Annotated in this window: 11 protein-coding genes and 1 pseudogene; 9 read left to right on the forward strand and 3 right to left on the reverse strand. The window is 63.9% G+C overall.

All coding sequences use genetic code 11. The annotated features are described in order from the left end of the window. Positions 1-317 precede the first annotated feature (317 nt). From ACX80Q_RS10400 to ACX80Q_RS10420, 5 genes are read left to right on the forward strand one after another with little or no spacing between them, the layout of a single operon-like run. Positions 318-1,424 carry an ABC transporter ATP-binding protein gene (locus tag ACX80Q_RS10400; RefSeq protein ID WP_459330507.1) on the forward strand — a complete coding sequence of 369 codons (1,107 nt, stop codon included), beginning with the start codon at positions 318-320 and terminating at the stop codon, positions 1,422-1,424. Next, the gene (locus ACX80Q_RS10405) at positions 1,424-2,125 is read left to right on the forward strand and encodes an ABC transporter permease (protein ID WP_459330457.1); all 702 of its coding nucleotides are present in this window, start codon (positions 1,424-1,426) and stop codon (positions 2,123-2,125) included. Before ACX80Q_RS10400 ends, ACX80Q_RS10405 begins: the two co-directional genes overlap by 1 nt. Further along, on the forward strand, positions 2,122-2,919 hold the full coding sequence (locus ACX80Q_RS10410) for an ABC transporter permease (RefSeq protein ID WP_459330458.1): 798 nt from the start codon (positions 2,122-2,124) through the stop codon (positions 2,917-2,919). The genes ACX80Q_RS10405 and ACX80Q_RS10410 overlap by 4 nt, the downstream gene beginning before the upstream one ends. Continuing rightward, on the forward strand, positions 2,916-3,860 hold the full coding sequence (locus tag ACX80Q_RS10415; RefSeq protein ID WP_459330459.1) for an ABC transporter substrate-binding protein: 945 nt from the start codon (positions 2,916-2,918) through the stop codon (positions 3,858-3,860). Before ACX80Q_RS10410 ends, ACX80Q_RS10415 begins: the two co-directional genes overlap by 4 nt. Before the next feature lie 9 nt (positions 3,861-3,869). Continuing rightward, entirely contained in the window at positions 3,870-5,288 is a 1,419-nt protein-coding gene (locus tag ACX80Q_RS10420; RefSeq protein ID WP_459330460.1) for a dihydrolipoyl dehydrogenase family protein, read from the forward strand. Positions 5,289-5,400: 112 nt separating this feature from the next. On the opposite strand, the gene ACX80Q_RS10425 is transcribed toward ACX80Q_RS10420, so the two are convergent. Continuing rightward, positions 5,401-6,534, reverse strand: coding sequence for a serine hydrolase domain-containing protein (locus ACX80Q_RS10425; RefSeq protein WP_459330461.1), 1,134 nt, complete (start codon positions 6,532-6,534; stop codon positions 5,401-5,403). 61 nt (positions 6,535-6,595) lie between these two features. Next, a pseudogene (locus tag ACX80Q_RS10430) lies at positions 6,596-7,927 on the reverse strand (glycoside hydrolase family 125 protein). A 111-nt stretch (positions 7,928-8,038) separates the two neighbouring features. Between ACX80Q_RS10430 and ACX80Q_RS10435 the strand changes: the two are divergent. From ACX80Q_RS10435 to ACX80Q_RS10450, 4 genes are all read left to right on the forward strand, one after another. Further along, positions 8,039-11,149 (forward strand): alpha-mannosidase, encoded by a 3,111-nt coding sequence (locus ACX80Q_RS10435; protein ID WP_459330462.1) that lies wholly within the window; start codon positions 8,039-8,041, stop codon positions 11,147-11,149. After that, positions 11,146-12,408 (forward strand): glycoside hydrolase 5 family protein, encoded by a 1,263-nt coding sequence (locus tag ACX80Q_RS10440; RefSeq protein ID WP_459330463.1) that lies wholly within the window; start codon positions 11,146-11,148, stop codon positions 12,406-12,408. Before ACX80Q_RS10435 ends, ACX80Q_RS10440 begins: the two co-directional genes overlap by 4 nt. 164 nt (positions 12,409-12,572) lie before the next feature. Next, positions 12,573-14,525 (forward strand): acyl-CoA dehydrogenase family protein, encoded by a 1,953-nt coding sequence (locus ACX80Q_RS10445; RefSeq protein WP_459330464.1) that lies wholly within the window; start codon positions 12,573-12,575, stop codon positions 14,523-14,525. A gap of 33 nt (positions 14,526-14,558) precedes the next feature. After that, positions 14,559-14,819, forward strand: coding sequence for a hypothetical protein (locus ACX80Q_RS10450; protein ID WP_459330465.1), 261 nt, complete (start codon positions 14,559-14,561; stop codon positions 14,817-14,819). Positions 14,820-14,874: 55 nt separating this feature from the next. On the opposite strand, the gene ACX80Q_RS10455 is transcribed toward ACX80Q_RS10450, so the two are convergent. Further along, positions 14,875-15,300, reverse strand: a complete 426-nt coding sequence (locus ACX80Q_RS10455; RefSeq protein ID WP_103463708.1) for a universal stress protein — start codon at positions 15,298-15,300, stop codon at positions 14,875-14,877. Positions 15,301-15,322: the final 22 nt, after the last annotated feature.

The raw sequence follows: 15,322 nt of genomic DNA on the forward strand, positions 1-15,322 counted from the left end.
CCCAAGATAAAACTTGCCCTTGTTATGCAAGCCTTACCTACTTTAGCGGATCATTTTGGCAATAGAGAACATTTTAGTGCCTTATTTGACACTTTTTGCAGTATTGTCCCCAAACGCGCCATCATCCGGCAGCTCTCCCGCGTCCCGGCGCGGATGAGGCCACGCCTGTGCACTGAACGTTTGACGAGTACCAAACGTGTGCGCCTATGATCGAAGGGCAGCAGATCATGACCACCAACAGTGAGGATCTGACCATGGCGACGCCAAGAACAAGCGCCGCAACAGCTGAGGAAACCATCAAAGGCAGCGGAAACGCCATGGTGGAGTTTTCCAATGTGAGCAAGATTTACCAGTCCGGGAAGCCTGCCGTGGACGCGCTCAATCTCAGCATTGAAACCGGCAAGATTACTGTTTTTGTGGGTCCGTCGGGCTGCGGCAAGACCACGTCGCTGCGCATGATCAACCGCATGGTGGAGCCCACCTCGGGCGTCATCACCGTTGGCGGGCGGGATGTGGGCACCATCCCCGCCCCTGAGCTGCGCCGCTCCATGGGCTATGTGATGCAGCAGTCCGGCTTGTTGCCGCACCGCACAGTCCTTGACAACGTTTCCACAGTGCTCCGGCTCAACAAGGTGCCGCGCACCCAGGCCAGGAAACGCTCCCTGGAACTGCTGGAAACGGTTGGGTTGCCGGCTTCCATGGCCACGCGTTACCCCAATCAACTCTCCGGCGGGCAGCAGCAGCGCGTGGGTGTTGCCCGGGCACTGGCCGCCGACCCGCCGGTTTTGCTCATGGACGAACCGTTCTCCGCGGTGGACCCCGTGGTGCGCGCCGAACTGCAACAGGAACTGTTGCGGCTGCAGCGTGAGCTCGCCAAAACCATCATTTTTGTCACGCATGACATCGACGAGGCCACTGTCCTCGGCGACACCTTGGCCGTGTTTGCCAGCGGCGGCCGGGTGGCCCAGTATGCCCCGCCCGAGGAGATCCTGCGTGCCCCGGTTGACGATTTTGTTGCAGGTTTTGTGGGCCGCGACCGCGGCTTCCGCCGCCTGTCCTTCAGCCCCGGCGACTCCCTGCCCATCCAGCGCGTCCCCACTGCCCTGTGGGACGGCGCCACCACCACCGGCGAGGCTGGCGCCACTGCCGCGGCCGGCTCACCCTGGGTTCTGGCCGTGGACGGCCACGACCGGCCGTTGGGCTGGCTGCGCCAGGACTTGCGCACAGCAGCGGCGCGGCCCGAACTGGTCCCGGGTGGCTCACTTTTCCAGGGCGGCGACCCCCTGCGCAACGCCTTGGACGCGGCCCTCTCCTCCCCCTCCGGCCTGGGTGTTGCCGTGGACGGCGAGGGCAAGGTCATGGGAGTGTTTAAGGCTGCCGACGTTTTGGCCGCGATTGAGGCCACACGGGAAAGCCGGTACTGATGCAGTGGTTTCTGGCTAATCTGCCGCAGGTCCTCAACCTCACCGGCTACCACCTGATTCAAGCCGTGGTGCCGTTGGCACTCAGCGTCCTGATCGCGATCCCCCTAGCCCAGCTCGCCCGGCTGAACAAGCTGGCCGGTGGCATCATCCTGTCACTGGGTTCCCTGCTGTACACCGTCCCGTCCCTGGCCTTGTTTGTGATTTTGCCGAGCATCCTTGGCACCAAGATCCTGGACTTTGCCAACATTATTGTGGCGCTGACCATCTACGCTGTGGCGCTGCTGGTCCGCTCAACACTGGATGCCTTGAATTCCGTGGACGATACCGTCCGCCAAGCCGCCACGGCCATGGGCTACAAACCGCTGCAACGGTTCCTGGGCGTAGACCTGCCACTGTCCATCCCGGTCCTTTTTGCCGGCCTGCGGGTCATTTCCGTCAGCAACATTTCGCTCGTGAGCGTGGGTTCCCTGCTGGGGATCCCTAGTTTGGGCTTCTTCTTTACCGACGGCCTGCAAAGAAATTTCCCCACCGAGATCGTGGTGGGGATTGTTGGCACCTTGGTCTTGGCCTTGCTGATGGACGTGGTGCTGGTGTTGCTCCAACGAATGCTCACACCCTGGCTGCGAACAGCCACATCGGCCCCGCTGCAGGCTGCCGAGACCCAGGGCGCTGGCGCACAAAACCCGGCGGTGGCCGCATGAGCCTGATGGCGGCAGCACTGCCGGCCACCAAATACACGGGCACCAACCCCTTCAGTCAGGGCTGGGAGTGGCTCAGCGATCCAGTGAATTGGCAGGGCCCCCTGGGTATACCCACCCGGCTCGTGGAACATTTGGGCTACTCAGCCCTGACGCTCCTGGTGTCGCTTGCCATCGCCGTGCCGCTGGGACTCTATGTGGGGCACACCGGCAAGGGACGCGGCGTGGTCATTGCCCTGGCAGGCATGTTGCGGGCCCTGCCGACGCTGGGCGTCATGACCTTGTTCGCCCTTATCGCCACCTCATCACTGTCCCTCATGCCAGCCATCTGGGCACTTGTTCTGCTGGCCGTGCCACCCATTCTGACGGCCACGTACGCAGGGATTGCCGCCGTGGACAGGGGCCTGGTCGACGCCGCCCGCAGCATGGGCATGACCGAACCGCAGGTCTTATTCGGGGTGGAAGTCCCCAACGGCCTCACAGTGATGTTGGGCGGCTTCCGCTCGGCCGTGCTGCAGGTAATTTCCACAGTGGCGGTGGTGGCGTTCATCAGCCTTGGCGGGCTGGGGCGCTACATCATTGACGGTTTGGCTGTGCAGGATTACGGTCAGGTACTGGGCGGAGCGGTGATTATTGCCGCGCTGGCCATTGCCCTGGACGGCTTGCTGGCGTTGGTGCAGCGTTTGGTGATTTCGCCAGGCCTGAAGAAAACCACGATAGTCCCGCAGCAGCCACCTCTGGCCCGGGAACCCCAATTTTCACAAGCATCAGCCGCTCTTACAGGAGATAAATCATGACGAAGAATTCCTTGCCCAGCCGCCGCGCGTTCATGGGGGCAGCAGCGGGGCTCTCCATTGCTTTTGCCGTAACAGCCTGCGGCGGCGGCGATCCCTTGGGTGCAGCCAGTAGCGGCCCGGCCGGATCGGGCGGCCCGGTGGTGGTGGGCTCGGCCAACTTCCCCGAAAACGCCATCCTGGCCGAGATCTACGCCGGTGCGTTAAATGCTGCGGGTGTCCAGGCTTCCACAAAGTTGAACATTGGCGCCCGCGAGGTCTATATGAAGGCCCTGGCGGACGGATCCATCGACGTGGTCCCGGAATACACCGGCAACCTGTTGGGCTACCTTGACGCCGCCAATACGGTCATTGACGGCCCGGGGATCTTGGCCGCCCTTCCCGCCAAGCTGCCCGCCGGCCTGAGCGTTTTGACGGCCGCGTCCGCAGAGGACAAGGACGCAATTGTTGTTACGCCGGAGACGGCAGCCAAGTACAACCTCAAGTCCATCGCTGACCTGACACCTGTGTGCAAAGACCTTATTCTGGCGGCGCCGTCGGAATTTTCCACCCGCCCTTACGGCCTGCCCGGCCTGGCCAAACTTTATGACTGCGTGCCCAAGAGCTTTGTGCCCTTCAGCGCCAGTTCCGAGGCATTGAACCTGAAGGCCTTGTTAAACAATGAGGTCCAGATTGCGGACATCTTCACCACCTCCCCGGAAATCACGGCCAACAAGCTGGTGGTCCTGGAGGACCCCAAGGGCTTGATCGGCGCCCAGCAGGTTATCCCCGTGGTCAAGACGGACAAACTCAACGACGCCGGAAAGGCTGCCCTGGACGCTGTTTCGAAGCAGTTGACCACGGCGGATTTGATCGCCCTGCGCACCCAGGTTGAGGGTGCTGCAAAGATGGACCCCAAGGCCGCAGCAGCGCAGTGGCTCAAGGACAAAGGCATCACCAAGTAAGGAGCCGTCATGGCCACCACGGAGAAGCAAGCTGTTGTTGATGTTGTTGTGCTGGGCATGGGCCCCGGAGGCGAGTCGGTGGCCGGGGAGCTGGCCGCCGCAGGCCTGAAAGTGGTGGGCGTGGAGTCCGGGCTGGTGGGCGGGGAATGCCCCTACTACGGCTGTGTCCCCTCCAAGATGATGATCAGGGCCGGCAATGCCGTGGCTGAGGGGCTGCGCATTCCCGGCCTCGCCGGCCAGGCGCAGGTCACGGCCGACTTTTCCGTGGTGGCCAAGCGCATCCGGACCGAGGCCACCGATGACTGGGACGACGCCGTCGCGGCCAAGCGTTTCACCGACAAGGGCGGGATCCTGGTGCGCGGCACCGGCCGGTTGGCTGGTCCCCGTGACGTCACGGTTTCCCTGCCCGACGGCGGAGAACGCACCTTCCGCGCGCGGCTGGCGGTGGTGCTCAACCCGGGAACGAACCCGGCGGTTCCCGCCGTTCCCGCCGTGGCCGGGACCCCGTTCTGGACCAACCGGGAGGCTGTCCAGGCAACGGAGGCGCCCGCCTCGCTGGTGGTTTGGGGTGCCGGCCCCATTGCCGTGGAACTGGCGCAGACCTTTGCCCGCTTTGGCTCAAAAGTAACCGTTGTGGCGCGCGGGCCCGGTCTGCTTTCGCGCGAGGAACCCCAAGCAGCCAAGCTCTTGGGCGAGGTTTTCCACAGCGAGGGCATCAAGATCCTGTCCAACACCAACGTCACGGCCGTGCGGCACTCGGCCGGCGGTTTCCGCATTGACGCCACGGACTCAGCAGGAAAAGTGCGGCGTCTGCGCGCCGAAAAGTTCCTGATTGCCACAGGACGCACCATGGCGTTGGCTCCCCTGAACCTGGCCAGCGCAGGCATCAAGTGGGACGGGCGCACTGCACCAACGGTGGACTCCCACATGCAGCTGGCCGAAGGACTTTACCTGATTGGCGACGCCGCGGGGGCCGGGGCGTTCACGCACATGTCGATGTATCAGGCCAACATTGTGGCCGGTCACATCCTCGCCAGCCATGCCGGGCAGCCGGACAGGGGAACTGCGCAATCCCACGCCGTGCCGCGCGTGACCTTTACGGATCCCGAGATCGGTGCCGTGGGCCTGAGCGAAAGGCAGGCACGGGAGGCGGGGCACTCCATCCGGGTGGGGTACACCGAGGTGGCTGCGTCCACACGGGGCTGGATCCACAAATCCGGCAATCAGGGTTTCATCAAGGTCATCGAAGACACCCAAACGGGCGTTTTGGTGGGGGCCACCTCCATGGGCCCGCAGGGCGGGGAAGTGCTCTCGGCGCTGGTGCTGGCGGTCCATGCCCGCATCCCGGTGGCAACGCTGAAGACAATGATTTACGCCTACCCCACGTTCCACCGGGCCATTGCCCAGGCGCTGGCCGCCCTGAAATAGTCCAGGACTGCCAGCGTCAGCTCCCCAGACGCATCTGTGACGCACTTGACGCTCCGGATAGCGCATTCCGAGGCGGAATTGGTGCAGCAAGTGCGTCACAGATTTCAGGCGGCTAGCCCAGAATGGCCTTGCGGACAGCGGCGCTCAGTTGCATGGCCCGGCCCGCCGTGCCACCTTCCTCGTTCCATGCCGGCACGTAGCCAAAGCCAATCCCGTACAAAGGGTCGGCGAAGCCTAAAGCCGCGTTGGCGCCGTCGTGCCCAAACGCCTGTGCACTGCCAAAGTCCATGCGCGGGTGCGATTTCATGAACGTGAGCGCAAAGGCGCCGGTGTCGCAGAAAACCCTGTCCAGGCCCCACACCTGCTCCTGGCTCATGAGGGCAATAGTTTCCGGGCTGAGATAGGCCGGCACACTGCCGATCCCCGTGATGGCGCCGGCATAGACACGGGCCAGGCCGTCGGCGGAACCCACACCGGCTCCGCTGCAGCTGCCTGCGGCGCGGATGCTGCGAATGTTGGGCAGCTCCAGCAAGTTCCCTGCCTGCACATTGCCGGAAACCCCTGCGATGGAGCCGGGATCAACAAAGAATGGGCCCTCCTGCTGGGCAAAGAGCACTGGCCGGAACCGCGGCTCCTCGGATTCGGGCAGCCCAAGGAACATGTCCGCGGCAAAGGGTGCCCGGATGCGCTTTTCATACACATTCTGCAGGCGCTCGCCCGTGACGCGGCGGCACAATTCCTCCAAGAAAACACCCATGGTCAGTGCGTGGTAGCCAAAGGTCCCGCTGCCGGGACGCCACAGTGGTGCCATCGCGGCCAGCCTGTCGACCACGGCCGCCAAGTCGTTGTACTCCTCCATGGCAAAGCCGCCCTGCACACCCACCAGGCCGCCCTGGTGTGAGAGCAGCTGGCGTACCGTGATGGCCGCCTTGCCGTTGCGGGCAAACTCGGGCCAGTATGTGGCCACCCTGGCGTCCAGGTCGATCAGGCCGTCCTGGACCAGCAGGCTGAACGCGAGCGCCGCAACACCCTTGGAACAGGAAAACACGCCAGTGAGGGAATCGGCTGCGGAGTCCGGACCGCCCACCAAGTCCACCACCTTGGTGCCGTTGAGGTACACGGCCAGCTGCGCACTGTAGCCGGGGTCGGCGCCCAGCATGCCATCAAAGAGCTCCCGGACGGGGGCAAATTGTTCGCTGGCATGGCCGTGGGACACAGTGATGGTTGACTGCTCTGGGGATGTCATGACCCCACTCTAGGGAATGCCGCCCCCGCTTGGCATCACGCCCCGCGGCCACCGCGGAATTTCAGTCGCCAAGCCCGCAATAGTCCAGCAGCAATTCCGCAAACATGGAGTTGGCCCAGGAGAACCAGGGCCGGGTGAACCGCTCGGGATTGTTCGCATCGAATCCCTCATGCATGGCGCCCGTGCCGCCTGTTGTGTCACGCAGTAGCTGCAGCAGCCGCAATTTCTCCGCCTGTTCCGGGGCGGTGAGCCCCTGCACGGCCAGCCCGATGGGCCAGATGTAACCCGGCGGAGTGTGTGGGCTGCCGATCCCGGCCGCTTGCGAGCCCTGATAAAAGTAAGGGTTCTCGGCGCTCAAGATGAACGCCCGGGTGGCCAGGTACAGCGGGTCGGCTTGGTCAATGCCGCCGGTCAGGGGCAGTGAAAGCAGGCTCGGCATGTTGGCGTCATCCATCAACAACGCATTGCCCAGCCCGTCCACCTCATAGGCGTACATGTCCCCGTGCAGGGCGTGTTTGACCACGCCAAATTCCGCCACGCCGGCAGCAATCTCGGCGGCCAGCGAGGCGGCGTCAGCGGCGAGCTGGCTGTCGCGGTAAATCTCCTGGGCAATCTCCGCCAGCTGCCGCAGCGCCTGGGCGGCGAACAGGTTCCCGGGGATGTTGAAGCTGTACACGCAGGCGTCGTCGCTGGGACGGAAGGCCGCCCAGGTCATGCCCGTGATGCCATGCTCCGGCCCCTTACCCTCCCGCTGCAGCGTTTCGCTCGGCAAATCCGTGTTGCGCACAAAGCTATACGCCGAATTGCCCTAGTGGTCTTGTTCAAGGCGCAACTGCTCCACAATGGTGCGCAGGACACCGTGGACCGCTTCGTCAAAGACGTCGGTGCGGCCGGTGCGTCGCCACACCGTGTGGGCCAGCCAGATGGGGAACGCCAGGGAGTCCACCTCATATTTGCGTTCCCAGATCCACGGATCCTCGCAGCGGTCCTGCGGATCGTAGGAGGCTCCGTTGGCTTCCTGGTTGAAGGCGTTGGCGTAGGAATCCTGGGCCACATAGCGGAATTGGCGCCTGCTCAAGCCGGCAAGGAGCTCATAGAGCTCCGGCCCCTGGGCGGAGTCCAAAAAACGCAGGAACGGCAACATTTGCGCGGAGGAATCTCGCAGCCACATGGCGGGGATGTCGCCGGTGATGACAAAGGTGGTGCCGTCGGGTTCCCGGCTAAGGGTGGTCTCAAGCGTGTTGCGCATGCCCTCATGGAAAATGCTGGCCAGGTCTGGGTCGCCGGTGATGGTTTCTATCAGCTCGGCACACTCCAGCAAGGGGCCCTTGAGGAACTCCCGCCCGTCCCCTGCCGCCACTATTTCTGTCGGCGTGTGGCCTTCCTTGCCCATGTTTTCTCCTTAGCTGATGGAACACCCCAGCTTATGTGCGCCCGGAGTGACTTGCCACACTAGACTGTCATTTCAGCCGCTCCGCTGCCCGGTATTGGAAGGTATCTGCATATGCATGACAAACACGAGCTGATCCAAAACCGGCTCAAGCGAGTCCTCACCGAACGCATCCTCCCGGCCATCCACACCCCGCTTGCCCCGTTGGAGCTGACGGCGTGGCATGTGGAGGGCGGCCAGGGCGAACCAGTTAATCCCGCCAGTGCCCTGCCCCAGCCCGGAACCTCCAGCGACGCCCGGTACGAGCCGTTCACCGTGGGCCAGCAGTGGGGCCCGGCATGGGGCACCAGCTGGATCCATGTCACGGGCACCGTTCCTTACGAGGCGCGCGGTGCCACCGTGGAGCTGGTGGTGGACTTGGGCTTCAGCCAGTCCTGGCCCGGTTTCCAGGCCGAAGGCCTCGTGTACCGTCCGGACGGCAGCACCATCAAGGGACTGAACCCGCTCAACACCTGGATCCCGGTGTCCGCAGCGGCGCAGGGCGGGGAAATCATTGACCTGTTTGTTGAGGCCGCAGCGAACCCCTTTGTGTTCACCGACAACCCCTTCATCCCCACCGCGCTCGGGGAAAAATTTACCGCTGGCAGCGCCCCGCGCTACACCATGGCCCGGGCCGACATCAGTATTTTCAACACTGAAGTGTGGGAGCTGGTCCAGGACCTCGAGGTGCTGGACCAGCTGGCCACCGAGCTGGATCTGGGCAACCCGCGCTGCTGGGACATCTTGTATGCGCTGGAACGCGCGCTCGACGCCGTGTCCCTCTCAGACATACCCGGCACAGCCGCCGCGGCCCGCGCCCAGCTTGCCGAGGTTCTGGCCCAGCCGGCCAACGCCAGCGCCCACCAGATCACAGCCATTGGGCACGCCCACATTGACTCGGCGTGGCTGTGGCCCGTGCGTGAAACCGTGCGCAAGGTGGCCCGCACGGCGTCCAATATGGTGAACCTGCTGGACGAAAATCCCGAGTTCCAGTTCGCCATGTCCTCAGCGCAGCAGTACGAATGGCTTAAAGAGCACCGGCCGGAGGTGTTCGCCCGCGTCAAAGACGCCGTGGCCCAAGGCCGCTTCATCCCGGTGGGCGGCATGTGGGTGGAATCGGACACCAACATGGTGGGTTCCGAGTCCATGGCCCGCCAATTCGCCTACGGGCAGCGCTTCTTCCGGGAGAACTTTGGCATCGAGTGCCAGGAGGTGTGGCTGCCGGACTCCTTTGGCTACTCCGCCGCGCTGCCGCAAATTGTGAAGCAGGCCGGCGCCCAGTGGTTCCTGACGCAGAAAATCTCCTGGAATACCGTCAACAAATTCCCGCATCACACCTTTAATTGGGAGGGGATCGATGGAACCCGCGTCTTCACGCACTTCCCGCCGGTGGACACCTACAACTCCCAGCTGTCCGGCGCCGAATTGGCCCATGCTGTGAGCAACTTCCGGGACAAGGGTGCGGCGAAGAATTCGCTGGTTCCCTTTGGCTGGGGCGACGGCGGCGGCGGACCCACGCGTGAAATGCTGGCCCGCGCCAAGCGCACCAAAAACCTGGAGGGCTCCCCGCAGCTCACGATCCAAAGCCCGGCCGAGTTCTTCACTGCGGCGCAGGCCGAGTACCCCAACGCCCCCGTGTGGAAGGGCGAGCTGTACCTTGAGCTGCACCGCGGCACCTATACGTCCCAAGCCCTGACCAAGCAGGGCAACCGGAGCAGCGAACACCTGCTGCGCCAGGCCGAGCTGTGGTGCGCCACGGCCGCCGCACGCGGACTGATCGACTACCCCTACGACGAGCTGGACCGGCTGTGGAAGCTGGTGCTGCTCAACCAGTTCCACGACATCCTGCCCGGCTCCTCCATCGCCTGGGTGCACCGCGAGGCGGCAGAGAGCTACGCCCGGATCGCCAGCGATCTCGAAGAGCTCATCAGCCCGGCGCTGCTCGCACTGGCTCCCTGGGCCGATCCCCAGCTCGACCCTGGCTCGGAGCAGGATTTCGCAAACACCACGCTCTTCAACGCCTCACCCTACCCGCGCCGCGGCATCGCCCCGCTGAGTGCGGGCGTCGCGGCACCGCACACCACAACGGAGGTGACGGTGGAGCGAGACGGAAGCGACGTCGTCGTATGCAACGGGCTCATCACCGTCCGTTTCGGGGCGGACGGCGTCATCACTTCCATTGTGGACGTGGCGGCGAACCGCGAGCTGGTGCCGGCGGGGCAGGGCGCCAACCTGCTGCAGCTGCACGCCGACTTCCCCAACATGTGGGACGCCTGGGACATTGACGAGTTTTACAAAAACACTGTGACGGACCTACGCGAACTGGATTCGATGGAGGTGACTAGGGAGTCAGGTCAGGCCGAGGTCACCATCAAGCGCAGTTTCCGAAGCTCGCACATCACCCAGCGCGTGCGCATTTCCGCGGATTCCAAGTCCATCATCGTCTACACGGACGTCGACTGGCACGAGCAGGAGACGCTGCTCAAGGCCGCGTTCCCGCTCGACGTGCACGCCGATCACGCCCGCTTCGAGACGCAGTACGGGCACATCCAGCGCGCCACACATGAAAACACGTCCTGGGACAACGCCCGTTTTGAGGTGTGCGCGCACCGCTGGGTGCATGTGGGCGAGCCCGGTTTTGGTGCTGCCGTCATCAACGATTCCACCTACGGGCACGACGTGTCTCGCCACCCCGGCAGCAACGGCTCCAGCTTCACCACTGTGCGGCTGTCGCTGCTGCGCGGACCGCGCTTCCCCGATCCGGAAACCGACCAGGGGCCCCATTCCTTCACCTACGGGCTCGTGGTGGGTGCCGAGGTGGCCGACGCCGTGGCCGCCGGTTATGCCATGAACCTGCCGTGGCGGGGCACGCACTCTGGAGGCACCGCCGTCGAACCCCTGATCAGCACAGACTCCCAGGCGGCCTTGATTGAGGCGGTCAAGCTGGCCGACGACCGCAGCGGCGACGTCATTGTGCGCCTCTATGAGCCGCTCGGCGCCCGCGCGCAGCTCACACTGAAAGCTTCTTTCCCCCTTGCGTCCGTGGCGGAAAACAACCTACTGGAGCAGCCGTACCGCGCCGGATCCCTCACGGTTGGCGCGGCGGACGACGGCAACCCCACGATTCACCTGGCACTACGACCCTTCCAAATCCTGACTTTGCGTTTGCAGAAAGGCAATAAATGATCCTCCCCGCAACACCCACAGCTCGCGCCACTCCCCTGCGCTGGGGCGTGAACTACACCCCCAGTGAGGGCTGGTTCCACTCGTGGCAGGACTTTGACCTGGACGCCGTGCGGGCCGACTTTGAGTCGATTGCCGCCTTGGGCCTGGACCATGTGCGCATCTTCCCGCTGTGGCCGCTGCTGCAACCCAACCGCTCACTGATCCGCCCGGCGGGTATTGCCGATGTGGGCCGCGTGGTGGACGCTGCCGGCGAGTTTGGCCTGGATGTCTCGGTGGACGGCCTACAGGGCCACCTCTCCAGCTTTGACTTCCTGCCGGCCTGGGTGACCAGCTGGCACCGCCGCAACATATACACGGACCCGGAGGTAGTTGAGGCCGAGGCTGCGCTCATCACGGCCCTGGCCAACGAGGTCACCTCCCGCGACAATGTGCTGGGCATGACGGTGGGCAATGAGACCAACCAGTTCGCCGTGGAGCGCCACCCGGACCAGCAAGTCACCTCCCCGGATGAAATGGGCGAGTGGTTCAAGACCCTGCTGGCAGCGGCCCGCAGGGCCTGGCCCACGGGCATGCACCAGCACAGCTTTGATGACAACGCCTGGTTTGTTGACAGCTGCCCCGTCACCCCGGCGCATGCAGCCAACCTGGGCGATGCCACCACTGTGCACTCCTGGGTGTTCGTGGCCGTGGCGCATTTGTTCCCGCAGGGCCACCCGGCCCGCACACTGTTTGCCGACTACCTGATCCAGCTGGCCGATGCCTACTCCAATGACCCCGCACGGCCCATCTGGCTGCAGGAAATTGGGGCTCCGTACCCCGCAGTGCCTTTCGACGGCGCGGCAGACTTCCTGGAGCAAAGCCTGCGGCCCGTGCTGGATACCCCCAATTTGTGGGGTGTCACCTGGTGGTGCTCGCACGATGTCAGCCGCAAGCTGGCGGACTTCCCGGAGTTGGAATACACCCTGGGACTGCTGGATTCGGACCGCCGCCCCAAGCCTGCCGGGTTGCGCCTGGCGGAGCTGATTGCCGCCGAAAAGGCCAATCCCACACCCATCCGCCGGCGCGGCACGGCCCTGTCCTTCGACCCGGGCAATGAGGCCACGGGCGTTGGCCGCTCGGTGGCCGATCCCTCCGGCGAGCTGTTCAAGTCCTGGCTGGAACTGGCGACTGCCGGGCATAAGCCTGCCCTGGTGCGCGCTTCCATGACGAACGACGCCGGATACCTCGCCGCCCGCGGCATCACCGACGTGCGCCGCTAATATCTGTCCGCCTCAAAAAGCCCCGGCCCACGCCGGGGCTTTTTTGCTGCCGTACACCCCCTCTAGCCGCCGCGTGTACCGGGGAGTAGGCTCGCATCAATCGATGCGATGTACCGGACCCACAAGCCTGCGGTGTTCGCACCGCAGGCGGAAATGAGGAAACCATGAGCGCTGATGTTGATGCAGCCGGAGTGCGTGTCACGGCCGAGGACGCCAGAAGAGCGGCGGAGGCGGCCCGGGAAACTGTGTGGGAACGCCCCAGCTTCGCCAAGGGCCTGTATCTGGGCGACTTTAACGTTGACCTCATCCACCCCCATCCGCTGCCCTCGGCCGAGGATGCCGAGCGGGGGGAGGCGTTCTTGGAAAAGGTGGAGTCCTACGCCAGGACCATTGACGGTGCGCGGGTTGAGCGTGATGCAAAAATTCCCGACGAGTACCTGGCCGGCCTGGCGGAACTGGGCGTGTTCGGCATGAAAATTCCGGTTGAGTACGGCGGACTCGGCCTCAATCTAACGTACTACGGCAGGGCCCTGGCCATCTTGGGCAGCGTCCATCCAGCTTTTGGCGCCTTGGTTTCCGCCCACCAGTCCATCGGCGTGCCCGAGCCCGTCAAGGTATTTGGTACAGCTGAGCAAAAACAAAGGTACCTGCCCCGTTGTGCGGCCGGGGCCGTCACTGCGTTCCTACTGACAGAGCCGGACGTTGGTTCCGACCCCGCTCGCATGGGTTGCCTGGCGGTCCCGTCGGAGGACGGGAGTGAGTACATCCTGGACGGCGTGAAACTGTGGACCACCAACGGCGTGATCGCCGAGCTGGTGGTGGTCATGGCTATGGTTCCCTCCCGCGGACTTGACGCGGCAGGGCGCAAAACCGGCGGCATTACGGCCTTTGTGGTTGAGGCGGACTCCCCCGGCATTACGGTGGAAAACCGCAACGCATTCATGGGGTTGCGCGGCATTGAAAATGGTGTGACTCGCTTCCACCAGGTGCGGGTCCCGGCAGAAAACCGTTTGGGCCGTGAGGGTCAGGGTCTGAAGATCGCACTGACAACCCTGAACACGGGGCGCCTGTCCATCCCTGCCATGGCAGCTGGCGCGGCCAAGTGGTCTCTGAAGATCGCCAGGGAGTGGTCCGGCGCCCGCATTCAATGGGGCATGCCCGTGGGGCAGCACGAGGCGGTTGGCAAGAAGCTGGCGTTCATGGCCGCCACTGCGTTCGCCCTGGAGTCCGTGTTTGAACTGTCCGCGGCCCTGGCTGACGCCGGCATGAAGGACGTGCGCATCGAGGCCGCTTTGGCCAAACTGTGGTCCTCCGAGTTCTCCTACAAGTGCGCCGACGAGCTGGTCCAGATTCGTGGCGGGCGCGGCTACGAGACGGCGGCGTCGCTGGCGGCCCGCGGCGAACGGGCCGTCCCGGCCGAACAATTGCTGCGGGATCTGCGGATCAACAGGATCTTTGAAGGCTCCACGGAAATCATGCACCTGCTCATCGCCCGTGAGGCGGTGGACGCGCACCTGGCGGCGGCCGGCGATCTGGCCTCCAACACGGCAACACTGGCGGAGAAGGGGAAAGCCGCCATGGGCGCCAGTGGCTTCTATGCCAAGTGGCTGCCGCAGCTAGTGGTGGGCAAGGGCATGGATCCGCGCTCCTACAACGATTTCGGGCCACTCGCCAAGCATGTTCGCTTCGTGGAGCGGGAGTCGCGAAAGCTGGCTCGGCAAACCTTCTATGCCATGGGCCGCTGGCAGGGAAAGCTGGAGTACAAGCAGGCGTTCCTGGGGCGGATAGTAGACATTGGCGCGGAACTTTTCGCCATTTCGGCCTGCTGTTCCCGAGCCGAGATGCTCCGACTCAAGGACCCCGGCCAGGGCCGCTCGGCAGCGACACTGGCCGACGCCTTCGCCTGGCAGTCGCGGCTGCGTGTGGAGGCCCTGTTCAGCGAGCTCTGGCACAACACGGACGACTCGGACAAGTCCCTCAGTGCGGAACTGCTGGCCGGGAATTTCATCTGGCTGGAAGAGGGGATCCTTGACCCCTCGGAGGGCACTGGTCCGTGGATTGCGGACGCCACGCCCGGTCCGTCCACCCACCAGAACCAGCACCGCAAATACCGCTAGTGGTATAGGCTCCGAAATAGGAGGCCACACAATATGACCATTTCAAGTGAAATCCGGCGACTCGCCTGGCGAACAAAGTACCTATTCCTGACCGTGCTCGTTTATGGCTTTTGCTTTACAGTTCTAGCCCTGCAATTTGGGCCGATGCTCGGCAACGATGCATTTACCACCTTCGCGAACTGGGCCTTGCCAATAGTCATGTTCGGGGACCTCGGTTTCATGTACTTCATGGCACGCAGAAATGTTAACCAGTTCCGTCTGCACATCCTGAATTCCCCTGCACCCGGAGCCTAGAAGCACAAAACCCCCGCAGCGTTGAACGCTGCGGGGGTTTTGTGCGAATAAAGTCTTAGCCGTCGGTCTTGACGATGTAGACGTCGCACGGGGCGTTGTGTGACACGGCGTTGGCCACGGAGCCAAGCACGCGGGCCAGACCCTGCATGCGAACGTTGCCCACAACAATCAGCTCGGCGTTGAGCTTGGTGGCCTCTTCGAGCAGAACGTCTGCCGGCTTGCCCAGGGCTGAGGAGTACTCGGTCTTGACGCCGGAGATCTTCAGCTCTTCAGCAACACGCTGTGCAACACGCTCGGCCTCATCGGCGGTGGACAGGAACCACTCGTCGTTGCCGATGGCAACCTTCTCGGTCTTGTCTTCGCCGAATGCGGTGACAACGCGCAGGGTGCGGCCAGTGGCCTTGGCCAGTTCAGCTGCTACGCGGGCAGCCTTCATGGACGTTGAGTTGCCGTCTACGCCGACAATGATGATTCCAGCCATTTTTCATCCTTATGTTTAGTAT

This window comes from Arthrobacter sp. HLT1-20 (assembly GCF_054510895.1).